The 24,429-nt window shown below is 76.0% G+C and carries 14 protein-coding genes; 4 read left to right on the top strand and 10 right to left on the bottom strand.

Features of this window, described 5'->3' with window-relative positions; translation table 11 throughout:
* The coding region (locus LPA27_RS11825) for a hypothetical protein (protein WP_228942556.1) at nt 1-1,507 on the top strand (1,507 nt) is incomplete at its 5' end.
* Here LPA27_RS11825 and LPA27_RS11820 read toward each other — a convergent pair.
* From LPA27_RS11820 to LPA27_RS11780, 9 genes are all read right to left on the bottom strand, one after another.
* Entirely contained in the window at nt 1,497-2,783 is a 1,287-nt protein-coding gene (locus LPA27_RS11820) for a glycosyltransferase family 4 protein (RefSeq protein WP_228942555.1), read from the bottom strand. The two genes, LPA27_RS11825 and LPA27_RS11820, sit on opposite strands and share 11 nt — an antisense overlap.
* Nucleotides 2,780-4,039, bottom strand: coding sequence for a glycosyltransferase (locus tag LPA27_RS11815; protein ID WP_228942554.1), 1,260 nt, complete (start codon nt 4,037-4,039; stop codon nt 2,780-2,782). The genes LPA27_RS11820 and LPA27_RS11815 overlap by 4 nt, the downstream gene beginning before the upstream one ends.
* Nucleotide 4,040: 1 nt before the next feature.
* A complete protein-coding gene (locus LPA27_RS11810) occupies nt 4,041-5,411 on the bottom strand; it encodes an O-antigen ligase family protein (protein WP_228942553.1) in 1,371 nt (456 codons plus the stop codon).
* A complete protein-coding gene (locus LPA27_RS11805) occupies nt 5,408-6,940 on the bottom strand; it encodes a lipid II flippase MurJ (protein WP_228942552.1) in 1,533 nt (510 codons plus the stop codon). The genes LPA27_RS11810 and LPA27_RS11805 overlap by 4 nt, the downstream gene beginning before the upstream one ends.
* A 68-nt stretch (nt 6,941-7,008) precedes the next feature.
* Nucleotides 7,009-8,043 (bottom strand): hypothetical protein, encoded by a 1,035-nt coding sequence (locus tag LPA27_RS11800; RefSeq protein ID WP_056903799.1) that lies wholly within the window; start codon nt 8,041-8,043, stop codon nt 7,009-7,011.
* Nucleotides 8,033-9,889 (bottom strand): 6-bladed beta-propeller, encoded by a 1,857-nt coding sequence (locus LPA27_RS11795; RefSeq protein WP_228942551.1) that lies wholly within the window; start codon nt 9,887-9,889, stop codon nt 8,033-8,035. Before LPA27_RS11795 ends, LPA27_RS11800 begins: the two co-directional genes overlap by 11 nt.
* Nucleotides 9,890-9,902: 13 nt before the next feature.
* Complete coding sequence (locus tag LPA27_RS11790; protein WP_228942550.1) at nt 9,903-12,806, bottom strand: Ig-like domain-containing protein; 2,904 nt, start codon at nt 12,804-12,806, stop codon at nt 9,903-9,905.
* Complete coding sequence (locus tag LPA27_RS11785) at nt 12,803-15,379, bottom strand: Ig-like domain-containing protein (protein ID WP_228942549.1); 2,577 nt, start codon at nt 15,377-15,379, stop codon at nt 12,803-12,805. The genes LPA27_RS11790 and LPA27_RS11785 overlap by 4 nt, the downstream gene beginning before the upstream one ends.
* Nucleotides 15,380-15,435: 56 nt before the next feature.
* Entirely contained in the window at nt 15,436-20,127 is a 4,692-nt protein-coding gene (locus LPA27_RS11780; RefSeq protein ID WP_228942548.1) for an SMP-30/gluconolactonase/LRE family protein, read from the bottom strand.
* 157 nt (nt 20,128-20,284) lie between these two features.
* Between LPA27_RS11780 and LPA27_RS11775 the strand changes: the two genes are divergently transcribed.
* Both LPA27_RS11775 and LPA27_RS11770 read left to right on the top strand, forming a co-directional pair.
* On the top strand, nt 20,285-21,385 hold the full coding sequence (locus tag LPA27_RS11775; protein WP_228942547.1) for an LCP family protein: 1,101 nt from the start codon (nt 20,285-20,287) through the stop codon (nt 21,383-21,385).
* A 330-nt stretch (nt 21,386-21,715) separates the two neighbouring features.
* Nucleotides 21,716-23,275 (top strand): hypothetical protein, encoded by a 1,560-nt coding sequence (locus LPA27_RS11770; RefSeq protein WP_228942546.1) that lies wholly within the window; start codon nt 21,716-21,718, stop codon nt 23,273-23,275.
* Nucleotides 23,276-23,285: 10 nt separating this feature from the next.
* Here the strand turns inward: LPA27_RS11770 and LPA27_RS11765 are convergent, their stop codons facing one another.
* Complete coding sequence (locus tag LPA27_RS11765; protein WP_056903793.1) at nt 23,286-23,576, bottom strand: hypothetical protein; 291 nt, start codon at nt 23,574-23,576, stop codon at nt 23,286-23,288.
* Nucleotides 23,577-23,904: 328 nt separating this feature from the next.
* On the opposite strand from LPA27_RS11765, the gene LPA27_RS11760 reads away from it, so the two are divergent.
* Nucleotides 23,905-24,423: a pyridoxamine 5'-phosphate oxidase family protein gene (locus LPA27_RS11760; protein WP_228942545.1), complete on the top strand. Its 519-nt coding sequence runs from the start codon at nt 23,905-23,907 to the stop codon at nt 24,421-24,423.
* The last annotated feature ends 6 nt before the right edge of the window (nt 24,424-24,429 follow it).

The raw sequence follows: 24,429 nt of genomic DNA, 5'->3' as shown, positions 1-24,429 counted from the left end.
CGTCGTCGCCCTCGCGCTGGGCGGCTGCGGCGGGACCGACCCCGCCGCCCGGGAGCCGGCCGCGCCGACCGCGCTGCCCGGCGCGACAGGGACGCCGGGTCCTCCGGGGGGCCGGCCCACCACCACCGGCTCCGCGACGCCCGCCCCGGTGCTCCCGGTCGACCCCGACGCCCGGGTCAGGGCGGGCGCGGCCGGGTGGCTGGGCCTGAAGTGGAGCCGGGCCCAGCCCGGCACCTTCGGCTACGTCGCCGACTTCCCCGCGGGCCTCACCTTCGCCGAGGTCGAGTGGTGCGACCTCGAGCCCCGCCCCGGGGTCCTCGACTGGACCCGTCTCGACGCGCTGGTCTCCGACGCGGTCACCCTCGGCCACGCCCCGATGCTCAAGCTGCGCACCGGCCAGTGCTGGGGCACCACCCCGCCGCGGGTGCCGCTGCCGCCCGGCCGGGTCGGCGACGAGGCGGCGGGCAAGCAGACCTCGACCCCGCCGCGCGACCTCGACGCCTACCTCGCGCTCGTGCGGCGGGTGGTGCAGCGCTACGCCGCGCGGGGCGTGCACGTGTGGGCGATCGAGAACGAGACCGACGTGACCGGCTTCTGGGCCGCCTCCCCCGCCGCCTACGACCGGCTGGTGCGCCGGGTCGCGCCCGTCGTGCGCGCCGCCGACCCCCGCGCGCGGGTGCTCGACTCCGCTCTATCGAGCACCGGGTACGGCGTCGTGCTGGCCGCCCGGCTGCTGGCCCGCGACCGCGACCGGGCCGCCCTGGCGGCGTACCGGCTCCACTACGGGCGCCGCATCGACGGTGGCGCGAGCCGGTGGCCCGCGGTCGAGCGGGTCGGGGGGCGCGACGGCCTCGCGGCGGTCCTGCGCAGCGAGCCCGCTCGGCGGGCCCGGCAGACCTGGCGCCACACGCTCGCGCTGGTGCGCGACGGGGTCGTCGACGCCTACCAGCTGCACTTCTACGAGGCGCCGGAGGCGCTGGCCCAGGCGCTGCGGGCCGTGCGCGGCGCTCTCCCGACCGGCGCCCGCGTCGAGGCGTGGGAGGTCGGCACCGCCTGGCCGGGCCCGCGGTGGGACGCCCGCCGGCAGGCCGGCGACCTGTGGCGATCGACCGCGCTGCTGCTGGGCTCCGGGGTGCGCGTGGTCGTGCAGCTGCCCGTGGCCTGGACCCCCGATGCGGACGCCCAGGTCTTCCGTGGGCTGACCCGCCCCGACGGCCGCGTGCTGCCGGCCGGACGCGGCTGGGCGGTGCTCGCGCGGGCGCTCGCCGGCGCACGGCCCGGCACCGTGGCCCCGGTGCGGGAGCGGCGCGGGCTGCGCGGGGTGCGGTGGCTCGCCGGGCCGGCCGGGTCGCCGCGGCCGTGGCGGGCGGTGGTGTGGTCAGAGACCGGCCCGAGCCCCGCGCCGCGTGCATGGCGGCTGCGCGCAGCCACCGGTCGCCGGCTCCTCGCGGGGTCCGACGTCGGGGCAGCGCCGGTCCTGGTGCGCTCCCCCGGCCCTATCCGCTGAGCGCGGAGGCCCGGACCGCGGCCTCAGGACCCACCGGGCCCACCGGTCCCTGGCGACGGGCGCGGGCGCGGCGGTAGACGGACTCCAGCAGGTCGGTGGCGACGTCCCAGTCGTAGCGGCGCACGGCGTCGGCGCGCAGCTGGTCGGCGCCGGCCTGACGGGTGGCGGCCGGCCGGTCGAGCTCGCTCTGCAGCACCCGGCGCAGGTCGTCGCCGTCGCCGGCACGGAAGACGGCCCGCCCCGGGGCGGAGCCGCCGAGGATCTCCAGGTGCGGGGCGATGTCGCTGGCCACGACGGGCCGGGCGTGCGCGGCGGCCTCGAGCAGGGCGATCGGCAGGCCCTCGAGGAGCGAGGGCTGGGCGACGAGCGTGGCCCCGGCCTGCAGGGCGGTGAGGTGGGCGCCGTACTGGTAGCCGACGAGGTGCACGCGGGGGTCCAGGGCGGCGGCCGCGCGCAGCTGCTCGACGTAGGCGTCGGTGTGGCTGCTGTCGCCGACCAGCACCAGCCGCTGGTCGGTCGCGACGTCGCGGAAGGCGCGCACCAGGCCGAGCGGGTCCTTCTCCGGCACCAGGCGCCCGACGAAGGCGACGTAGCCGCCCGGGCGCAGGCCGAGTCCGGCGAGGAGGTCGAGGTCGGCGGTCGGCACGACGGGCACGCCGTTGCCGATGTAGGTGGTGTAGCGGCCCAGCTCGTCGCGGTAGTGCTCGGCGAGCGCGCGGGAGACCACCACCACCTCGTCGGGCACGTGGGCCGACAGGGTCCGGCCGGCACGCAGCACGCGCTGCGCCCCACCGCCCCACTTGTCGCGCTGGTCGTCGAGACCGTGCACGGTCTGCACGACCGCGGCGCGGCTCAGCGAGCGGGTCAGCGGGGAGAACAGGCCGGGACCCAGGGCGTGGTAGTGCACCACGTCGAGGTGGGCGCCGGCCGCGACGAGCGCGCTGAGCGCGCTGTGCACGAAGGCCTCTCCCCCGGCGTGGCGCACGGTGGGCAGCGAGGCCAGGTGCACCCCCTGGTAGCTGCGGGTCGTGCGCTCGGCGTAGCCCGGTCGGCAGTAGACGGTGACGTGGTGGCCCCGGGCGGCCAGCCGCGTGGCGATCTCCTCGACGTGGCGCTCGACGCCACCAGCGCGCGCGGGCAGCCCGCGCTGCCCGATCATGGCGATGCGCAGCGGGCCGCGTGGGTCGCGACGGGGCCCCGCCGGCGCTCCGGCGGCTCCCGGTGCGCTCGGGGCGAGGGTGAGGGGCGTGCCGGGGCGGCTGGAGACGACGGTCATGACGCACCTGCTTCCTGGTAGTGCCGGACGACGGAGCGGAGGTGGGTGCGGGGGTCGTGGTCGCGGGCGACCCGGGCCCTCCCGGCCAGGCCGCGGCGCCTGGCGCGGGCGGGGTCGGCGAGCACCGCGCCGAGCACCTCGGTGAGCCGGGCGGGGTCGTCGGGCGGCACGAGCCAGCCCGTGGTCTCGTCGACCAGCTCCGGCAGCCCGCCGAGCGTGGTCGTCACGACCGGCACCCCGAGGGCCTGCGACTCCAGCACCGACAGCGGCTGGTTCTCGTGCCAGCGCGAGGGCACGACCGACGCGGTGGCGCCGGCCATCAGCGCGTGGAGCTCCTCGCGCGCCAGACGACCGTGGAAGCGCACGCGCCCCGGGGCGACGGCCGCGGCGAGCCGCTCCAGCTCGGCGCGGGCGGGCCCGTCGCCGGCGACGTCGAGCACCGGCCCCGTGGGCTGCCCGGCGGCCCCGGCGACACCGGAGGTGGCCAGGTCGAGGGCGCCCACCGCGCGCACCAGGGTGTCCACGCCCTTCTCGCTGGACAGGCGCGCGGCCACCACGAGCCTCGGGTCGGCGGGCGGGCCCTCCGGAGGCGCACCGAGCACCGCGAAGTTGGGCTGCACGCGCACGCGGCCCGCCTGCACGCCGGCGGCGGCCACCTGGTCGCCGAGGAACCGGCTGGGGGCCAGGAAGCGGTCGACGGCGTCGTAGGCCCCGAAGCGGCGGTGCAGGTCGACCTCGAGCGCCGCGGCGGCGCTGGCCGCGCGCGGGCCGCCCTGGCAGGAGCGCCGGGCGGCCTCCCACGGGCCGCGCGTCACGCACGCGGTGCAGGGCGCGTCGTGGTCGAGGAAGCGGTAGGTCGGACAGACCAGCTTGTAGTCGTGCAGGGTCAGCACGACCGGCACCCCGCGCGAGGAGGCCGCGTGGAGCACCGACGGCGAGAGCTGGTGGTAGACGTTGTGGGCGTGCACGACGTCGGGGCGGAACTCCTCGATGGCCGCCGCCATGCCGCGGGCCGCGGGCACCGACCAGACCATGCGCCCGAGCAGCCCGAGGCGGGCGACCGTGCCGGAGGGCGCCGGGTCGAACTCCACGTGGCGCGGTGGGCGGCCGACCGAGGCGACGTCGTTGTCGGGGTGCTGCATCCCGAAGAAGGCGACCTCGTGGCCGTCGACCCGTTGCAGCTCGGCCAGGTCGAGCATGTAGCCCTCGGCCCCGCCGCGGCGGTGCAGGAACTTGTTGACGTGCAGGACGCGCATCTCACTCTCCCCCGGTGACGGCCTCCCCGGCCGCGCTGGCGCGACGGCCGGTGCCGGGCTCCACCGTGCCGCCGGCGGGGTCCTCCTCGGCGCGAGGCGGCCGGCCGTGCTCGTTATTGGGGACGGGGCCGGGGGCCGGGTCGGTGCCGCGCTGCACCAGCGCCGAGACGCAGCCGGCCAGCGCGGCGAGGTAGACCCCGACCACGACCTGCGACATCAGGTTGGCCACGGCGCTCATCAGCACGTAGCCCGCGGCGACCCCCGCGAAGGCCGCGGCCAGGGCACGGTCGGCGACCGGGCCGCCCCGGGCGCGGGCCCAGCCGCGCACGGCGGTGCGCGCGAGCTGCGCCACGAAGAGCGTGAAGGCGAGCAGCCCGAGCAGGCCCATCTCGACGTATGCGCGCAGGAAGTCGTTGTGGGGCTGCTTGCCCTCGAGGCTCTCCCCCGCGACCTGCTTGAGACCGATGCCGGTGACGGGGCTCTCCGAGGCCAGGTCGAGCGCCTCCGACCAGTACTCGAAACGCCAGGTCAACGAGTTGCCCGGCTCGCCGCGCAGGCTCTCCTCGTCGCCGAGGTCGCCGAAGCGCTGGGCGATGCCGGGCACGAGCAGCAGCACGACGACCAGCGCGCCGGCCACGCCGAGGAGCAGCCGGCGCTGCCGCAGCGCCACCACGACCGCGACGCCCAGCAGGGCGGCCAGCCAGGCGCCGCGGGTGTAGGTGGCCAGCAGGCCGAGCGAGGCGAGCACGGCCACGGCGGCGCAGACCAGGCGCAGCCGGGTCTCGCTGCGGTGCACGACCTGGGCCAGCGCCACGACGACCACGATCGAGAGGTAGGCCGCGAAGGGGTTGGGGTGGGTGAAGGTGCCGACCGCCCGGTCGAAGCCACCCGCCTCGAAGAGGCCCTCGCCCCGCACGACCTGCACCGCGGCCGTCGACAGCGGCACCACCGCGGCCAGCAGCAGCACGAGCACCAGACGGCGCCGGAAGGTCGCCGAGGCGGCCAGGCGCTCCACCACCAGCAGGGTCACCGCGATGCTGGCCAGCCTCGTCCACTCCACCAGCGCCACGGCGTACGCCGGGGCCACCGCGACGCCGACGAGGCCGGCCCCGGCGAAGGCCAGGGAGGTCAGGGCGAGCGGGGAGAGCCGCGGCCAGCCCTCGCGGCGCCAGGTCGCGAGCAGCCAGGTCGAGGCGGTGCCCAGCAGCAGGATGCCCAGGAGCGCGGCGGGGTCGAGGCCGGCCGGCCCCGGCACCCGCACGGCGTCGAGGGAGGTGCGCACGAGCAGGACGACGAGCACGAAGAGGTCGATGCGCCGCAGCGCGAGGCCCACGAGGAGCACCACGCCGAGGCCGACCACCAGGCCGGTCACGACCCGGCCCCCCCGGTGCGCCGGTGGCGGCCGCCGGTCGAGGCACGGCGCTGCACGACGACGGTGAGCACGAGGACCACGACGCCGACCGAGCCCGCGACCACGAGGCGCAGGGCCGAGCCCGGCAGCAGCGGGGCGAGACCGCCGCCGAGCGCCCAGGCCGCGCCGGCGGCCGCGGCGACGGCGAGCGCCCCCACCACCGACCCGCGCAGCGCCGCGGCGTCGAGCCGCGGTCGGGGCAGCTCGGAGCGCACCAGGCAGTGGTGGGCGTGGACCACGTTGGCGACGTTGCCCGCCACGAAGGCGGCGGCGACGCCGAGCACCTCGTAGCCCGTGCCGAGCAGGGGCAGCACCGCCACCGGCAGCAGCGCCAGGTCGACGGCGACGCCGACGACCGCGTTGCGCAGCGGCACGCGGGTGTCGCGCGCGGCGTAGTAGGGAGCCAGCAGCGCCCGCTGCACCGCCGAGGCCGGGAAGGACAGCGCGAGCACGACCACGCACAGCCCCAGCAGCCGGGCGTCGGACTCCCCGAAGCGGCCGAGGCCGAAGAGCAGCTCCACGCCCGGCACGGCGAGCACGACGGTGAGCGCGGTCAGCGGCAGCGAGACCGCCACCATCAGCCGCAGGCCGAGGGTGGCCAGGGCGGCGGCCTCGTCGCGGCGGCCCGCGACCTGGGCCCGGGTCAGCCGCGGCAGCACCGCGACCATCACCGAGCGGAAGAGCACCGTGCCGCCGACGGCGGAGACCAGCCGGTTGCCGTAGTGCAGCACCGTCGCCGACCCGGGGGCCAGGAAGGACGCGATGGCGGTCTCGGCGACGCGGGCGAGCGGGTTGAGCCCGGCCGCGGTCGAGGGCCGGGCCAGCAGCCGCGGCAGCGCCACCAGCTCGGGGTCGCGCCAGCGCGGGCGGGCCACCCGGAAGCCCCGCACCACCGCCCACGCGAGCACCAGCAGCAGCTGGCAGGCCGAGCCGGCGACGTAGGCCAGCGGCAGCACCCGGACGTCACCGGGCCAGGTGAGCACCAGGCCGGCGGCCACCAGGTTCATCACCACCGTCATGGCGGCGGGCACCACGACCTGGGCGCGGGCGTTGAACCACGAGCGCAGCACCTCGCAGCCGGCCGCCAGCGGCAGCGTCCAGACCATCACCCACAGCAGCGAGGCGGTGAGCGCGGTCTGCTCGGCGTCGAAGCCCGGCGCCAGCACCCGGGCCAGCAGCGGCCCGAGCGCGCCGAGGGCCAGGGCCAGCGCGGCGCCGATGCCCACGGCCCCCAGCAGGGTGCCCGTCACCAGGCGTCGCATCCGCCGTGCCTCGAGGGTCACCGCCCAGGTGGCGAAGGTCGGCACCAGCACCTGGTTGCCGAGCAGGAGGAGCACGGCGGTGCCGGCCAGCGGCAGCCGCGCGGCGGCGACGAAGGCGTCGGTGTCGCGACCGGCCCCGAAGGCGGCGGCCGCCGCGACGTCGAGCAGCAGCCCGGCGCCGAGGGCGAGGGTGGCGACCGAGCCGCTGAGCGTGCTCTGGCGGGCCACGCCGCGCGTGCCGGTCGGGGGCGCCCCCGCGACCGCGGTCGCAGGCGCGACCGAGCCAGGACCCACCCTCACCGCCGGGGGTCCCGCGGGGCCTGCCGCCGCAGCGACACGTCGGCCGCGGCGGCCAGGTCGGTCTCCAGCGCCGTGCACGCCGCTCGCACGCGCGGGTCGAGGTCGAGGCGGCGCGGACGCACGCTGCGCGCGTCGACGTGGGACCACAGCCCCGGGGCCGGCTCGAGGCCGAGGAAGCGCGCCATCGCACCCACCGACGGCTCGGGGTCGGCGACGGTCCGCTCGTAGGAGACCACGTGCACGTCGCGGCGCCGGTGCAGGCCGCCCTCGAGCAGCAGCCGGTTGCGCACCACCCAGAAGAGCGCCGCGGCCGACCAGGGGTCGAGGCGGGCCGGGTCGAGGGAGCGCACCAGGTCGAGGGAGGCCGGCGAGAGGCCGCGCTCCTGCCAGCGGCCCGTCCGGCGCCCCTCGGCCGCCGCGGCGGCGATCTCGGCCAGCACGCGTCGGTTGACGTCGCCGAACTTCGCGACCGCCGAGGCGGCGCGACCGTCGACGTCGCGGTAGACCCACACGGCGCGGCTCTCGGGCCCGAGACGGTCGAGCAGCTGCGCGGTGCGGTCGCTGTCGCACAGCGCCTTGAGCAGCACCACGGCGTGGCGGCTGTCGCCCACCACGCCGCGCACCACCGCGTCGTCGCGCAGCTGGAAGCGGGCGAAGGCGCGGCGGTCGTTCTCGTTGTGCACCTCGACCGAGGGGTCGCGCTCGATGCCGCGCACGACCATGTTGGTGCCCGAGCGCTGCACCCCCACCACGAGCACCGCGCGCGCCGAGCCGGCCGGGCGCGGGTGCGCCCGCCGCCACCGGTACGCCGACACCGCCCCGGCCAGCCGCTCGCGCGGGTCGAGCCCGTCCTCCTCCACGAGGCGGCCGAGACCGTCGCGGCGGGCCCAGGCCACGTGGCGGCCCGCGCGGGCGCGCAGCCGCGCGGCGGGCGAGGCGTCCTCGGGCAGCGGCGCGGCGGCGAGGGCGTGGACGGGCCCTGACGCGGTCTCGAGGGGGGCGTGGGAGTGGGACAGCGGGTCAGGACACACGGAAGACCTCCACCCGGTCGTTGCCGGTGTCGGTGACGTAGAGCCGGCCCTGGGGATCCAGGGCGAGCGCGGTGGGCCGTCGGAAGCGGCCGTGGGCGCGGCCGGGTCCGCCGAAGGAGCCCACGAAGGCCCCGTCGAGGCTCAGCACGCTGATCCGGTTGTTGTCGGTCTCGGAGACGAAGAGCCGGTCGCCGCGCACGGCCACGCCGTAGGCGCCGTCGAGCTGTCCGGGCCCCGTGCCGTGGCTGCCGAGCTTCGCGAGCAGCACACCGGTGGAGGAGAACTTGTAGACCACGTCCTCGGTGGGTGCGGCGGCGTAGACGTTGCCGGCGGCGTCGCGGTCGACCGAGGTGCAGCCGAAGAGGACGTAGTTGCCGGTGAGGGCGCCCTGGCCGCACGGCGCCGACCAGACCAGGTCGCCGGAGCGGGTCAGCACCTGCAGGCGACGGTTGCCGGAGTCGGGCACGTAGAGGAGACCGTCGGTGCCGACGTGGATCCCGCGGGAGTAGTAGAGCTGGTCGGGAGCGGCTCCCTGGCTGCCGAAGGAGCCGAGGGGGCCACCGTCGGCGGTGTAGTGCTTGACGTCGGCCGAGCGGGTGTTGTTGAGCCACACCGTGCCGTCGGCGGGATCGACGCCGACGCCGCGGGGGTAGTCCATGGCCGTGCCCGTGCCGCGGCCGCGGTAGCCCCAGGAGGTCTGGTAGCCCCCCGCGCGCCCGAAGCGCTGCACGCGGTGGTTGAAGGTGTCGGCGACGAAGACCTGACCGGTGCCCTGGTCGACCGCGACGCCCTCGGGCTGGTTGAAGCCGCCGGGCGGCGCGGGCTCGGGCACCGCCGGCACCTCGCGCACCAGCGCGCCAGACGGGCTGAAGACCAGGACCCGCTGACCGGTGTAGTCCATGACGTGGAGCGCGTGGTCGAGCCCCACGGTGAGCTCCCGGGGCCCGCCGGTGGTGCCCGGGTCGGGGCCGGGCACGGTGAGGGTGGCCACCGGTGTGCCGTCGAGGGTGAGCTTCTCCACCGTGCCGTCGGAGGCGTCGCTGACGTAGACCCAGCCGTTGTCGAGGTCGAGGGCGAGCCCGCGCAGGTCACCGCCCAGGAGGCCGGGTCCGGCACCCGGCGTGCCGAAGGTGCGCAGGTAGGCGCCGTCGCGGTCGAAGACGAGCACCCTGCGGTTGCCCGCGTCGAGCACGAAGACCTGCTCCTCGGGGCCGATCGCGATCCCGCGCAGGCCGAGGGTCTCCCCCGGCCCGGTGCCCGTGCGGCCGAAGCGGAAGAGGAAGGCCCCGGTGCGGTCGTAGACGTTGACGGTGTGCGGGCTGGTCCGGCTGATGCTCTGCGAGTTGACGGCGTAGACCCAGCCGTCGTGGTTCACCGCGAGCCGGGTCGTGTAGTAGCCCCCGGTGGGGTCGATGTCCCACGTCGCCCGCGGGGTGCCGTCGGGGTCGTAGACCTCGATCTCGCGCGGGACGGTGTCGGCGACGTAGAGCACGCCGGACGTGGGGTCGACGGCCAGGCCGTAGGGCTGGTTGGTCTGCCCCGGCCCACTCCCCTTGCCCCCGATCACCTGGAGCAGCTCGCCGTCGGGTGAGTAGCGCTTGACGTCGTAGTTGTTGTAGTCGCCCACCAGGATCGACCCGTCACGGGCCGTGGCCGCGCCCCAGGCGTAGAGCCCGGCGTGGCCCGGACCGCCGATCTGGCGCACCCAGGTGGCGGTGACCGCGGCCTGCGCCGGTGGCAGGGGCAGGCTGAGCGTGCCGGCCGCGACCGCCGCCAGGGCGGCGACGACCGCCACGAGGGCCGCGGTGCCTCGGCGCCGCCGGCGCGACGGGGTGGGACGGGACACGGTGACGACCTCCTCAGGGAGCGACGGTGAAGGAGCGGAAGGCTTGCGTGGTGGGGTTGCCGGCGGCGTCGGAGGCCCGCAGCTGGTAGCCGTAGGACCCCGGGGCCGCGGCCCAGGGGCGCGACCACGTGGTGCTCGCCGCTCCGGGCGGGGCCAGCGCCGCCGGGAGCCAGCTGAAGGCGCCCCAGGAGCCGTCGGGGCGCAGCCACCGGCCCGTGGTCTTGTCCTTGAGCGCGACGTCGACCGAGGCCACCGCGCGGTCGTCGGTGGCGGTGCCGCCGAGGGTGGCGGCGTCGGCGGTCACGGTGGAGCCGGCGGCCGGCTGGGAGTCCGAGAGCACCAGTGGCGTGGTGTCGGGCGGCAGCACGCCGGTGAGCGTGAAGGAGCCGACCACGGCGACGGCACCGGCCCCCAGCACGTCGGTGGCGCGGGTGGCGACCTCGTAGCCGTCGGGCGACGGGTCGGCCCACGACCAGCTCCACGCGGTCGAGCCGGTGGAGGGGTCGGAGAGCGCGGCCGGGAGCCAGGCGGCGGTCGTCGAGAACGAGCCGTCGGGCTGCAGGAACTGCCCGGTGCCGCTGCGGCGGATCCTGACCTCCACCGACTCCACGCCGGTGTCGTCGGCCGCGTCGCCCGACACCACCAGCGGCGGCTCGATGGCCACGCTGTCGTCGGGCGAGGGGTTGGTGAGCACCGTCTCCGGGGCCACGGTGTCGGTGGTGGTCTCGGGCACCACCGTGAAGTCGACGGAGGTCGGGGGCGAGGCGTTGCCGGCGACGTCGACGCCGCGCACCTCGGCGTGGAAGCTGCCGGAGTACTCCACGCCGATGAAGCTCCACGCCCAGGTCATGCTCCGGGCGGTGTCGCCGACCAGCGGGCTCAGCGCCCAGGTCTGCGTGGTCGACCAGGTCGAGTTGCCCGCGTCGAACCACAGCCCGGTGCCGGTGTCCTGCACGGCCACCTGCACCGAGGCCACCCCGGTCTCGTCGGTCACGGTGCCGCTGAGGCGCACCGGACGGGCCGGCACGGTGGCGCCCTGACCCGGGTAGGCCAGGGTCGTGGTCGGCGGCGGCCAGGCGCTGCCGCCCCGGGCCCTGGCGGGGTCGAAGACCATCACGCGGTCGTTGCCCGCGTCGGCGACGTAGAGCAGGCCCTCGTCGTCGGTGGCGATGCCCGAGGGGTTCTTGAACTGGTAGGCGCCCTGGCCGTAGCCGCCCCACTTGCCCAGGAAGGTGCCCGAGGTCGTGAAGGCCTGCACCCGCGAGGCCAGGTCGTCGGTGACGTAGAGCACGCCGTTGCTGACGACCATGTCCCAGATGTGGCGGAACTGCCCGTCGCCGGTGCCGGACGTGCCGAAGCTGGTCAGCAGGGTGGTGCCGGTGGGGTTGTAGACGTAGACCTTGGTGCCGTCGGCGAGGAACACGTTGCCGGTGGCCGGGTCGATCGCCCCGCCGTGGTTGCCGGCCCGCGTGATCTGGCCGATCTCCGTGCCGGAGGCGGCGTCGAGGATCTTGACCTTGCTGGAGTTGCGGTCGGTCACGATGGCCCGCCCGGCCTGGAACTCGATGTCGAGCGGCCACCGGAAGGAGCCCGGGTCGGCCGAGTCGCTCTCGGCGCTGCCGAGCTGGTCGACGAAGGTGCCGTCGTACTCGTAGCGCTTGATGTGGTGCCCGCGCTGGTTGGCGATCCAGACCCGCCTGCTGACGGGGTCGACGCCGATCCCGCGGGGGTAGTTCATGCCGTAGGTCGGCGAGGCCGAGCGGGTGCCCCAGGTGCCGATGAAGGCACCGGTCGGGGCGAAGCGCTGGAAGCGCTGGTTCCACGAGTCGGCCACCCACACGTCGCCGGTCTGGTCGTCGACGTCGACGTCGCGCGGCTCGCCGAGCTGGCCGGCGACGGCCGGCTGCGCGGGGCGCGGGAAGAAGCCGGCGTCCTCGCCGGTGGCGGTGAAGCGGTGGACGCGGGCGTTGCCGTACTCCGCGACGTAGACCGTGCCGTCGGGCGCCACCGCGGGCTGGCGCGGGCTGCCCAGGTTCAGCGGGCCGGTGCCGGCCCCGGCGCCGAGGGTGTCGACGTGGTTGCCCTGCAGGTCGAAGACCTCCACCACGCCGGTGGTGGGCACCGAGACGTAGAGCCGGTTGCGCGCGTCGTCGACGGCCATGCCGCGCGCGTCGCCGCCGAGCACGTCGGCGCCGTAGGTGGCCAGGTAGGAGCCGGTGGGTGAGTACTTGAGGATCCGGTTGTTGAAGGTGTCGGTGAGCCAGAAGTTCCCGGCCGCGTCGGTGTCGATGCCGTAGATGCGCGGGATGGTGCTGCTCGTGGTGCCGGGCGGGAGCACGTTGAAGGTGCGGGTGTTGCGCCCGTCGGAGAGCCGCCAGACCCGCACGGCGGGCGGGTTGGTCAGCGAGTTGGCGTAGTGGCTGTCGGCCTGCACCAGGTTGCCGGCGGCGTCGATGCTGATCCAGGCCTGGTAGTCGATGCCGTTGAGGGTGAGCTGGCGCAGGAACGCACCGTCCTTGCTGTACTGCACGACCTTGTTGCCCGGCTGGCCGTCGGCGATCTCCGGCACGTAGATGTCGCCCTGGCGGGGGTCGACACCGATCGAGTACGGCTGGCCCGTCGCGTTGGCGCGGTAGAACGAGCCGAGGACCCGCCCGGCCGGCGTGTAGCGGCGCACCTGGTTGTTGAGGTAGTCGCCCACCACGACCTCGCCGTTGACGGGGTTGACCTGGACCCCCCACGGGAAGACACCGGGGCGGCCGTTGCCGCTGATCGAGCGCACCAGCGCCGGGGCGCTCCACGCCGCCTGCGCCGGCGGGCTGCTCAGGCCCACGAAGACCAGACCTGCGGCGACGACGGCCAGCGCCAGCACCACCGGGGGCACCCGCCGCCGCGCCGTGCTCACCGGGGCGCTCACGGGGTCACCGTGAAGGACCGCCAGCCGGGCTTGCCCGTGCCGGTCGCGAGCCGGCCCGCGGTGTCGGTGGCGTCGGTGGAGAAGCCGTAGCCGCCCGGGGCGACCCCGGCCAGCTCGTAGGACCAGGTCGTCGAGGCGCCGCCGGGCGCGGCGAGCACGGCGCTGACCTTGGTGGCCGCGGCCTGCCAGGTGGTGCCGTTCCACCACAGGCCGGTCGAGGACTGCTTGATGCCGAGCTTCACGGCTGCGACCCCCCGGTCGTCGCTGGCCGAGCCGGTGATGCTCACCGGCGCGGGCACGGAGGCGCCCGCGGCGGGCGCCGTGATGGTCACGACCGGCGTGGCGGTGTCGCTGCCGCCGCTGGTCGCGGTGAAGGACGTCGCCGGTCGCGGCGTCGGGTTCTGGTTGCCGCTGGCGTCGTCGACGCGCACCTGCACGGCGTAGCCGGTCGCGCTGGGCAGCGTGAGGCCCAGCGACCAGCCGGTCGAGGTCGAGCCCGGGGCGGCCAGGGTGGTGGGCACCCAGGTGAAGGCGCCCCAACTGCCGTCGGGGCGCAGCCAGGTGGAGGTGTCACCACGGCGCACGGCGACGTACGCCGCCGCGACGGAGCGGTCGTCGCTCGCGGTGCCGGTCAGGGTCACCGGCCCCACGGGCACCTGCTGGCCCGCGCTGGGCGCGGTCAGCGAGCCGCTCGGCGCGGTCGTGTCGGGCGGCGGCGAGGCGCCCATCGTGTAGGTGCGCACGACGTCGGCGTAGGTGTCGGCGAGGTAGATGGTGCCGGTGGGCCCGACCTCGACCGCCGAGGGGTGGTGCAGGCCGCCGACGGTGGCCTCGACGCTGCGGTCGGGGGCCAGCACGACCATCTCGTCGTCGCCGCTGTCGGCCACCACGACACGGCCCGTGGGGTCCACGCCGACGCCCTCGGGGGCGTCGAGCGTGCCGCCCGCGGTCCAGCTCCGCACGGGCGCGAAGCCCACGGCCGGCGAGTAGGTCAGCTCCTGCACCCGGTTGTTGCCGCGGTCGGCGACGTAGACGTGGCCGTCGGGGCCGACGGCCACCGCGCTGGGGAAGCGGAAGTTGGTGGCCCCGGCGCCGCGGGAGCCGAAGACGTGCACGGGCAGCGGGCCCTTGTTGTCGGTGCCGAAGACCGCGCCGGCGACGTCGTAGGCCTTGATGCGGTGGTTCTGGGTGTCGACGACGAAGGCGTAGCGGTCGGAGGCGCGGATGGCGATGTCGTAGGGCCAGTTGAAGGAGCGGGTGTCGGCGCCGGCCGGGGCGTTCTTGACGAAGCCGATGCCGGTGCAGCCCTCGTCGAGCACCTGCAGCTGGTGCTGCTTGGTGTCGGCCACCCACAGGTCGCCGGTGGCGGGGTCGACCGCGAGGCCGCGGGGCCAGTTGAACTGCCCCAGCTGGGTGCCCTCGGCGGCGCGCTGGCCGCAGTGGCCGACCAGGGACCCCGAGGCGTCGAAGCGGCGGAACTGGTGGTGCACGGTGTCGGAGACCCACAGGTCGCCGTCGGGTGCGAGCGCCATGCCGCGCGGCTCGTGGAAGACCGCGGTGGAGGTGGCCTCGGGCATCACCGCGCCGATGGTGCGGTCGTAGGAGAAGCCGGTGGCGGTGCGCTCCCAGCGCTCGACCCGGTCGCCCCACAGGTCGGCGGCCCACACGTCGCCGCTGCCGTCCTGGGCCACCGCGACGCGGCGCATCGTGGTGAACGTGCCCACGGTGGTGGGCTCGCCGTAGGTGCCGAAGGCGGTGACGAACGTGCCGGTGGTGGTGAAGACCTGCACCCGGTTGTTGAGCCCGTCGGCGACGTAGACCAGCTCCTGGCCCGTCACCGGGTCGAGGGCGGTGGCGATGCCGTAGGGGGTGCGGAACTTGCCCTCCGCGGTGCCGGTGCCGCCCCACGTCGCCAGGCAGGTGCCGTCGGGGGCGAACTTCACGACCTGGTTGGTCTTGTAGCCGGCGACGTAGATGTTGCCGGCGCTGTCGGCCTGCGCGTCGCGGTTGTCGTTGATGTTCGTGCAGGCACCGTTGGCCACGACGGTCTGCAGGACCGCCAGGTCGTCGTCGAGCACGACGACGCGGGCGCGGCCGGTGTCGCCGACGTAGACCTTGTCGCCCTTCGCGGAGACCCCGAGGGGGAAGGAGAAGGCCGTGGCGGGTCCGGTGGTGGAGCCCAGCCAGGCACCGCTCGGGGAGAGCTTGACGATGCGGCTGTTGCGGGTGTCGGCGACGTAGACGTTGTTCTGGGCGTCGACGCCCACGTCGCGGGGGTTGTCGAACTGTCCGGTGCCCGCGCCGTAGGTGCCCACCGACCACACGAGCGTGCCGTCGGCGGTGTAGCGCGCGACCCGGTTGTTGCCGGTGTCGGCGACCACGACCGTGCCGTCGGGCGCCGTCTCGACCCCCGAGGGGTACATCTCGGCGTGCAGCGGCCCGCCGAGCACCGGCCCCGGGTCGGCGGGGCCGGCCGAGGCGGGGGCCGCGACGACGAGGGCGGCGCTGAGCACCAGCCCGGCCAGGGCGGCCAGGACGGCCAGCGGTGCGGGGGTGCGGCGGGTGGTGGGCATCGGGTCCTCGTGGTGGTGTCGGGTGCAGGTGCCGCCGGGGCGGGCGGGCGGAGCCGTCACGGGGTGACGGTGAAGGTGCTGCGGGGCTTGGTGGGGTCCTGGTTGCCGGCGGCGTCGCGGGCGATGGCGGTGACGGCGTAGGTCCGCGCCAGCGGCGGCTGGAAGGTGAAGGCCCAGGTGGTGCTCGTCGCACCGGGGGCGGCGAGGACGGCGGTCACGGTGCGGTAGGACGCCCCGAAGCTGCCGTCGGGGCGCAGCCACTCCTTCGACACGGTGTCCTGCACGGCCAGCAGCACCGTGGCGACCCCGGTGTCGTCGGTGGCGCCGCCGCGCAGCGGGACGGCCCCGAGCGGCACCTGCGCCCCCTGGGCCGGGCTGGTGACGGTGGCGTCGGGGGCCACGCTGTCGCTCGCGCGCACCGTGACCTGCCGCGAGGCGGGGGTGGTGTCCTGGTTGCCGGCACCGTCGCGGGACCGCGCCGTCAGCAGGTACCTCCCGGTCGCCAGCGGCACGTCGAGGGACCAGCCGGTGCTCGCGGCGCCGGGCGCTGCGAGGTCGGCCAGGCGCTGGGCGCCCGCCGTGGTGCTCCCCCAGCTGCCGTCGGCCTTGAGCCACAGCCCGGTGTCGCGGTCCTTGACCAGCACCGTGACCGAGGCGACGCCCGACCCGCCTGCGGGGTCGCTGGCGGTGCCGGTCAGCGACAGCGTCGGCGGCGCCACGACGGCGTCCTGCGCCGGGGAGGTCACGACCGTGTCGGGCGCCCCGGTGTCGGCGCCCGCGACCGTGAAGGACCGGGTCGCGGTGGCCGGGTTGGCCGCCTGGTCACGGGCGGTGACGCTCACGGTGTGGCCGCCGGCGGTGCCGGCGACGAAGGACAGCGAGAAGCCGGTCGAGGTGGACCCGGGGGCGGCGAGGGTCGCGTCGAGCTCCTGGCGGGTGCTCCCCCACGCCCCGGAGGCCTGGAGCCAGCTGCCGTCGGCGCGCTGCACCGCCACGGTGACCCCGGCGACCGAGGTGTCGTCGGTGGCCGTGCCGGTGACCGCGACGCTGCCCGCTGGGAGCGAGGCACCCGCGGCCGGTGCCGTGACCGTCACGCCCGGGCCCGTGGTGTCGGGCGGCGGCGGGGTGCCCTGGGGGTCCCACAGCGAGACCCGGTCGTTGCCGTAGTCGGCCACCGCGAGGTCGCCGTCGGTGGGGTCGACGGCGACCCCGCGGGGCTGCTCGAGCTGACCGCTGCCCGACCCCGTGGAGCCGAAGGTGGTCTCGACCGCGCCGGTGGCGTCGAGCACGACCACGCGGTCGTTGCCGGCGTCGGCGATGTGGAGGCGCCGGTCGGCGCCGGTGCCGGTGACCAGGAGGCCGCCGGGCTTGCGCACCTGGCCGCTGCCGGTGCCGGAGGCGGCCACGGTGGCGAGGAGGGCGCCGGCGGTGGAGTAGCGCTCGACGCGGTTGTTCTGGGTGTTGGAGACCAGCAGCGTGCCGTCGGCGTCGACCGCGACGCCCTCGGGCCTGCTGGCCGCCGCGGCGCCCGCGACCGGGAACGTGCCCAGCACGGCACCGTCGGAGGCGAGGTGCACGACGCGGTTGTTGTTGGTGTCGGCGATCCAGTAGCCGCCGCTGCCGTCGAGCGCGGTCTGGTGCGGGCGGCTCAAGGTCGTGCCGGCCGGGGGCTTGACCTGGCGCACGAAGGCGCCGGCGGCGGTGAAGACGTCGATGCGGTTGTTCTCGCTGTCGGTGACGACGACGTCGCCCGCGGCGGTGACGAGCAGTCCGCGCGGGAAGATCAGCGAGCCGTTCTGCGGCCCGTAGCCGCCCCACTGCGAGACGTAGGAGCCGTCGGGCGCGAAGCGCTGGATGCGGTGGTTGAACCAGTCGGCGGCGTAGAGCGAGCCGTCGGGGCCGTAGGCCACCGCGAAGGCGCCGTTGAAGCCGCCGGCGGTCGGCTTCGTGCCCCCCACCGTCCGGTCGTACGCCGGGGACGCGCCGGCGCCGTCGTAGACCGCGAGCCGGAAGTTGAACGTGTCGCACACCGCGACCTCGGTGGTGCCCGGCAGCCGGGTGACGCAGTGCGGCGAGCGGAACTGCTGGGCCCCGTCGCCGTAGGCCGCGACGGGGGTCGCGCCGAGCGAGCCGCCCGTGGCGGTGAGGTGCTGCACGCGGTAGTTGAGCGCGTCGGCCACCCACATGCCGCCCGCGCCGTCGGAGGTGACGCTGCGCGGCGACTTGAACTGCACCGCCCCGGTGCCACGGGTGCCGAAGGTGCGCACGCAGGCGCCGGTGGCCGCCTCGAGCACCACGATCCGGTCGTTGTCGGTGTCGGCGACCAGGACCCGGCCGTCGTCGGCCAGACCGACGTCGCGGGGGCGGGAGAAGGCGGTGCCGCCGCAGGTGGTCTGGGTCCAGGCCGTCGCCCCGGCACGGGTGAGGGCCCGCACGCTGTTGGCGTAGGTGTTGGCCACGTAGACCCGGGTGGCGTCGTTGGCCAGGCCGTAGGGCTGGGTCAGCCCGCCGATGGTGCCGAGCTGCTGGCCGGTGCGCGAGAGGCGCACGACACGGTTGCCGCCGGTGTCGGTCACCCACAGCGCGGTGGGGTCGGCCGCGTCGAGCTCGAGGTCGCGGGGGTCGGTGAGACCGGTCGTGGTCAGCGGCGTGACGGTGCCGGTGGCGGGGTCGAGGGTCACGACCCGGCTGCCCCCGGAGTCGGCGACGTACCAGGTGCCGTCGACCACGGCGAGGCCGGCGGGGTAGACCGGGGCGCGACCGCCGGGGTCGGAGAGCTGGTCGCGGTAGACCGGGCTCAGCGGCTCCTGCGGCAGGTCGACCGGGCCGGGGGCGGCGAAGACCTGGACGCGGTCGTTGTAGGTGTCGGCGACGTACATCCGGTCGTTGCCGAAGGCGAGGTCGTGGGGGTCGAAGAACTGGGTGTCGCCGTTGCCGCGCGAGCCGAAGCCGTCGCCGAGGTCGACGAGGTCGGCCGAGAGGTGCACCAGGCGGCTGTTGCCGGTGTCGGCCACCCAGACCGAGCCGTCGGGGGCGACCTCCAGGCCCTGGGGGCCGAGCAGGCCGGTGGCGAAGGAGGCCAGCGGCGTGCCGTCGAGGGCGAGCTTCTGCACCCGGTCGTTGCCGGTGTCGGCGACGTAGACCGCGCCCGGCGTCACCGCCACGCCCATGGGGTCCTGCAGCTGTCCGGGGGCCGCGCCCTGGGAGCCGACGGTGGCGAAGGTGCCGCTCGCGGGGTCGAAGGTCTGCAGGCGGTGGTTGCGGGTGTCGGCCACCCAGACCACGCCGTCGGCGCCGACGTCGGCGTTGGAGGGGTAGTTGAAGCGGCCCGTCTCGCTGCCCGTGGAGCCGTAGGACGGCACGCCGGTGGGCGAGAGGTCGGCGGCGAAGCGCTCGATGCGGTCACCGCGCGTGTCGACGGCCCACACCGAGCCGTCGGGCCCGGTCGTCACGCCCTCGGGCCAGGAGAACGTCGCCGGCTGGGTGCCGCGGGCACCGACCCGGTCGACGTACGTGCCGTCGGGGCGGAAGCGCTGGATGCGGTGGTTGAGGCGGTCCATGACGTAGACCTGGCCGCTGGGGGCCACGTCGACGGCGTAGGCCTCGGCGAAGCCGGGGGCCGGTGCCTCGGCGCCCTCGATGGAGCGCACGGAGGCGCCCGCGGGGCTGAAGACCTCCAGGCCGCCGCCCCAGAAGTCGGCGCCGTAGACCGCGCCGTCGGCGTCGACGGCCACACGTCGCAGGTGGTTGAACAGACCCGCGTCGACCGGCGGGTCCTCGCAGGGCTGCGGGTGGTTGCTGCAGCGCCCGCCGAAGGGCGGCAGCCACTGCGGCGTGGGGCCGGAGAGGTCCCAGCGAGCGATGCGCCCGTTGCCGGTGTCGGAGACGTAGACCGTGTCGCCGTCGGCGGACCAGACCGTGTTGTAGGGGAAGTTGAGCTGACCCTCGCCGCTGCCCGAGGCGACGCCGTCGCCGAGCACCACCGCGGGCGTGGTGCTCGCCCACACCCCGGCCGCCGACACGTCGTAGGCCTTGACCTGGTGCTGCTTGTAGGCCGTCAGCCAGATCCGGCCGTCGGGGCCGCGGGCGACGTCGCGGATGCCGTTGGCGCCCAGCGCGGTGCCGGTGGGCGACTTCCAGCGGAAGACCCCGTCGGCGTCCCAGGCCTTGACCAGCGACTGACCGGTCGAGGCGACGAGCAGCACGTCGTTGGCGGCGTCCCAGGTGACGCCGATGGGGGTGTTGAGGGTCTCGTTGCCGGTGCCGAGGCCGCCGCGCTGCCACAGGAAGGTGCCGGTGGCGGTGAACTTCTGGATCCGGTTGTTCTCGGCGTCGGCGACGTAGACGTCGCCGGCCTCGTCGACCGCCACGTCGCGCGGGCTGGCCATCTGCCCGGGCTCGGTGCCGTAGGTGCCGAAGCCGCCGAGCTTGGTGCCGGTGCGGCTGTAGAACAGCACGCGGTCGCGGCCGGTGTCGGCCACGACGAGCCGGTCGTGGACCGCGTCGACCTCGAGGCCGGAGGGGTACATCGCCGCCTGGGAGGGCCCGGCCAGGGTGCCGAGGAAGTCCGGCGGTGCCGCCGCGGCCAGCCGGGCCGGTGCGGCGCTCGCCGCGGGCTCGGCGCCGCGGGCGCTCGCCGCCAGGGCCAGGCACGTGGTCAGCACCAGCGCGAGGGTGAGCAGGGCCGCGGCGATGAGCACGGCCTGCTCGCCGTGGGTGCGCTGTCGTTCGATCCGGTGTCGGGCCACGAGGGCGATACGACCAGCGACCGCCCGGCCCCCCGGGCCCCGCAGGGCCTTTTGCCTCATTGTGGGGACCCCCGGCGGCGTCGCGCCCGCTCCCCACATTTGAGGACCCCCGCACAGGCCGTGGCGAGGGGGGCCCGGAGCGACGGAGGCTCGCCCCATGACGACCGCTCACGACGCTCCCCCGAGCCCTGGAGCACCGGCCGACCCAGCCGGCCCCCCAGCCGGCCCCCCGGCCAGCCGCCGCGCCCGCGCCGCCATCATGGCGGGCTGCACGGTGCTCACCACGGTGCTCGCCGCGGTGGGCACGCTGCTGGTGGTGCAGTCGCACCTGGCCGGGCAGGTCGACCGCGTCGACGGCGTCTTCACCGGCCTCGAGGACCGACCCCCGCGCCCGAGCAGCGGCCCGGCGGCCGACTCGATGAACATCCTGGTCATGGGCACCGACCGGCGCGCCGACGGCCTCACCACCGGCACCGAGGCCGACCTCGAGGGCTGGATCCCGGGCGCGGGTCGCTCCGACGTCATGATGCTGGTCCACGTCGACGGCGACCGCGCCGGCGCCTCGGTGGTCGCCTTCCCCCGCGACTCCTGGGTCGACGTGCCGGGCTGGGGCTCGCACAAGATCAACGCCGCCTACTCCTACGGCGGCCCGCGCCTGGCCGTCCACACCGTCGAGGAGCTCACCGGCCTGCGCGTCGACCACGTCGCCATCACCGACTGGACCGGCTACGGCTCGATCATCGACGCCGTCGGCGGGGTCACCGTCACCGTGCCCCGCACCGTCACCGACACCCGGCACGACGTGGTCTGGGCCCAGGGGCGGCAGACCCTCGACGGGCGCCAGGCGCTGCTCTACGTGCGCCAGCGCTACGGCCTGCCCGGCGGCGACCTCGACCGCATCCGCCGTGAGCTGGCGGTGGCGCGCAACCTCGCCCGCGGGGCGCTGCGCGAGCTCGGCGGGCCCGCTCCCTGGGACGTCTACGACCTGCTCGACACCGTCACCCGCAACGTCACCGTCGACAGCGGCTGGGAGGTCTCCGACATGCGGGCCCTCCTCACCGAGCTGCGCGGCATGACCAGCGACGACATCACCTACCTCTCGGCCCCGGTGTCGGGGCTGGGCCGCGAGGGCGCGGAGAGCGTCGTCTACCTCGACCGCGCCCGGGCCGACACCCTGTGGGAGGCCCTGCGCACCGACACCGTCGAGGCCTGGGCGGCCCGGCACCCCGAGCTCACCACGGTCGGGCCCGTTCTCTGAGGCACCGTGCTGCGAGGCACCGTGCTCCGAGGCACCGTGCGCCGAGGCACCGGCCGATCCTCCAGATCGGTGATCCAGAGCAAAATCCGGAGACCTGTCCCACGCGTTTGTCCAGGGTCATGGGTCCCACGCGGCCCTGATTACCCCACTTTGCTGATGGATCGGCCGCGGGGGCTGCCGATGCTCTAGGGGCACGGACCGACCCGGTGGTCCGTGCCCGGCACCCCCGCCGGCGTCCCACGGCCCCCCGCACTCCCCCCGGAGGCACCCTCCTCCCCCTCGCAGGTCCCGCGGTGGTCGTGGTCCCCACCCACGCCCAGGAGCTCCCCCATGCCCCCCAGCACCCCCCCGGCACGACCGCGCGCCCGCACGCGCCGCGCCCTCGTCGGCGTCCTCACCCTCCTGACCGCCGTCGTGGCCTCGCTGCTCGTCGGCGCCTCGTCCTCCCCCGGCTGGTCGGCCGACCTGTCGGGTCGGCTCACCAGCCAGAACCCGTCGCGCTCCTACGACGTCGACACACCGGCCGGCACGCTCGCGGCCCGTGTGGACTTCGAGCTGCGCCGCGACTCCGGCCGCCTGGCCCGGCGAGCGGCCCGCGTCACCCCGCCGACGCTGACGGTCTCGCTGCGCCGACCCGACGGCTCGGTGGTGATGAGCGACTCCGGCACGAGCCCGGTGCGGATCTCCGGCCGGGTCGCCGCGGGCTCCTACCGCCTGGTCGTGCGCACGTCGTACCCCCTCAAGGACCGCTACCTGGCCTACACCGCCGACCTGACGGTGCCCACGGCCTCCGCGACGCCCACCCCGACGCCGACCGCCACCGCGACGCCCACCCCGACACCCACCCCGACACCCACCCCGACCGCCACGGCCACCCCCACGCCGACCCCGACCCCGACGCCGGTCACCACCGACCTCGCGCAGGAGTCCTGCGGCACCTGGGTGCTCTACCAGGTCTCCTCGGTCACCGACCTCGAGCGGCTGCGCCCGCGCATCGAGGCCGCCCTGGCCCTGCCCGGCGTCGTCGGCTTCTCGGTGCGCTTCCCGTGGGACGCCGTCGACCTGACCGGCACCCAGACCACCCACCCCGTGCTCGACCTCGCCGACGAGATCGCGCGCAGCGCCGGCAAGGCCCTCTCGATCCGCTTCATGGCCGGCGCCCACACCCCGGCGCGGGTCTTCGACGCCGGTGCCGCGAGCTACCTGGTCGACGGTGCCCGCGTGCCGCTGCCCTGGGACTCCACGACCGGCACCAACGACGTCTTCCTGCGTGAGTACGCCGCCTACGCCCGCAAGCTCGCCGCCTGGTCGCGCGCCCACGACGTCCACCTGCTGCACCTGTCCTGGTACGGCCTGGACTGGGCCGAGCTCAACCACGGCGCCGAGGTCCGCGCCGCCGCCGGCTACACGCAGACCGCCTGGCTCCAGGGCCACCGCGAGCTGATCGACGTGGCCGCCTCCCTCGCCTCGGCCGACCTGGCCGTGGAGCTCCCGCTCTCGGGCTACGGACCCCTCTCGGGCGGGCAGTCGGCCTCGCTCGCCGACCACGTCGTCAGCCTGGTCGGCGCCGACAGCGACCGGTTCTTCGTGCAGGCCAACGGCTGGGACGAGACCCGCGAGTGGGGCTCGCCCGACATGACCGTGGAGGGCCAGTTCGACAGGATCTGGTCCAAGCCGGTCGAGCGCGGCCTGCAGATGATCCAGCCCGACGGCTACGACTGGGCGCCGGTCTTCGACCGGCTGCGCACCACCGGCGCCACCTACGGCGAGGTCTACCTGCCCAGCTTCTGGCAGGTGCCCGGGCCGACCCCGGCCTACGACAACAACACCGAGGCCCGGATCGCGCAGCTGGAGAAGGAGATCGCCGCCTTCGGCGCCACCTGCTCCTGACCGGGCCGGCTCAGGTCGGCGCCGCCCGGCTCCCCACCGGGGAGAGGGGCCGGCGGCGCTGCACCTCGGCGGCGACCAGCTGGTGCACGGCCCTCAGGCTGGCGGCGTAGCCCGGTGTCGCGTGCTCGGGCACCGGGTGGGCCAGCAGGCGGGCCAGGTCACGGCCCGGCAGCTCACGCAGCGCGGCGGCCACCTCCAGCGGCGAGGTGGCCGGGTGCAGCGCCCAGGCCAGGGAGCCGCGGGCCCGCAGCGACGCCGCACGCCGACGACGTCGGCGGTGCACCAGCTCGGTGAGGGTCATCGCTGCTCCTGGGGGCGTGGTCGGGGGGCCGACGGGGGCCCCTCGGGCCGGACCGGGGAGATCTCGAGGCTCGTTGGCGTCGCAGCGGCTGACGCCGACCCCCGTCGACGAGGTCCATCCCAGCCCAGCCGTCACACCCCCGACAGGGTCCAAGGTCCCTGCTTCCCGCGCCCGGCCGCTCGCCGGCCGCGACGGCGCGGGACCGGGGACGGGGGTCTCCGGTCCCGCGCGCGGCGGACCTTCGCCCCTGGGCACGACCCTCGCCGCGACGGTGGACTGGCGCACGTCCCCGCACGTCCCCGCACGCCGCCGCAGGCCAGGAGCCCCCATGGACCACCCCAGCGACCCCGCCGCCCACCTCGCCCCCGAGCCCACCCTGCGCGACCTGACCACCCGTGAGTGCTGGGAGCACCTGGCCCGCCAGCCCGTCGGTCGCCTCGCCTGCGTGCTCGGCGGCAGGGCCGTGCTGCTGCCCCTCAACCACCGGGTGCACGACCGCGCGGTGTGGTTCCGCACGGCCTCCTGGAGCCGCCTCGGCGTGCACCTGCCCGGCCTCGAGGTCGTCTTCGAGGTCGACGACGCCGACCCGCGCACCCGCAGCGGCTGGAGCGTGGTCGCCCGCGGCACCACCGAGCACGTGCTCACCGGCGTGCCCGGCTCCCCGGGGGCCGAGGACCACGGCGATCCCGCGCCGTGGCCCGGCGGCCCGCGCACCATGCTCTTCCGGCTCGTGCCCACCGAGCTGACCGGGCGGCTGCTGCGACCCGCGGCCGTCGTGGCGCCGGTCGGCGTACGTCCCGGGTCGGTGCAGCGCGACCCCGGTCACGTCGCCGTCGCACCGCGCTGAGCCGGG

The sequence above is a fragment of the Nocardioides sp. Leaf374 genome (assembly GCF_916862475.1).
GTDB lineage: Bacteria > Actinomycetota > Actinomycetes > Propionibacteriales > Nocardioidaceae > Nocardioides > Nocardioides kribbensis.
Note: the sequence above shows the minus strand (reverse complement) of the source record. Positions and strands in the feature narration are given on the sequence as shown.

Bases quoted from the DNA above. Each gene is read 5' to 3' on its own strand.
- LPA27_RS11770 (WP_228942546.1), top strand. From the start codon at position 21,716: ATGCCCCCCAGCACCCCCCCGGCACGACCGCGCGCCCGCACGCGCCGC.
- LPA27_RS11820 (WP_228942555.1), bottom strand. From the start codon at position 2,783: ATGACCGTCGTCTCCAGCCGCCCCGGCACGCCCCTCACCCTCGCCCCG.
- LPA27_RS11815 (WP_228942554.1), bottom strand. From the start codon at position 4,039: ATGCGCGTCCTGCACGTCAACAAGTTCCTGCACCGCCGCGGCGGGGCC.
- LPA27_RS11760 (WP_228942545.1), top strand. From the start codon at position 23,905: ATGGACCACCCCAGCGACCCCGCCGCCCACCTCGCCCCCGAGCCCACC.
- LPA27_RS11785 (WP_228942549.1), bottom strand. From the start codon at position 15,379: ATGCCCACCACCCGCCGCACCCCCGCACCGCTGGCCGTCCTGGCCGCC.
- LPA27_RS11765 (WP_056903793.1), bottom strand. From the start codon at position 23,576: ATGACCCTCACCGAGCTGGTGCACCGCCGACGTCGTCGGCGTGCGGCG.
- LPA27_RS11775 (WP_228942547.1), top strand. From the start codon at position 20,285: ATGACGACCGCTCACGACGCTCCCCCGAGCCCTGGAGCACCGGCCGAC.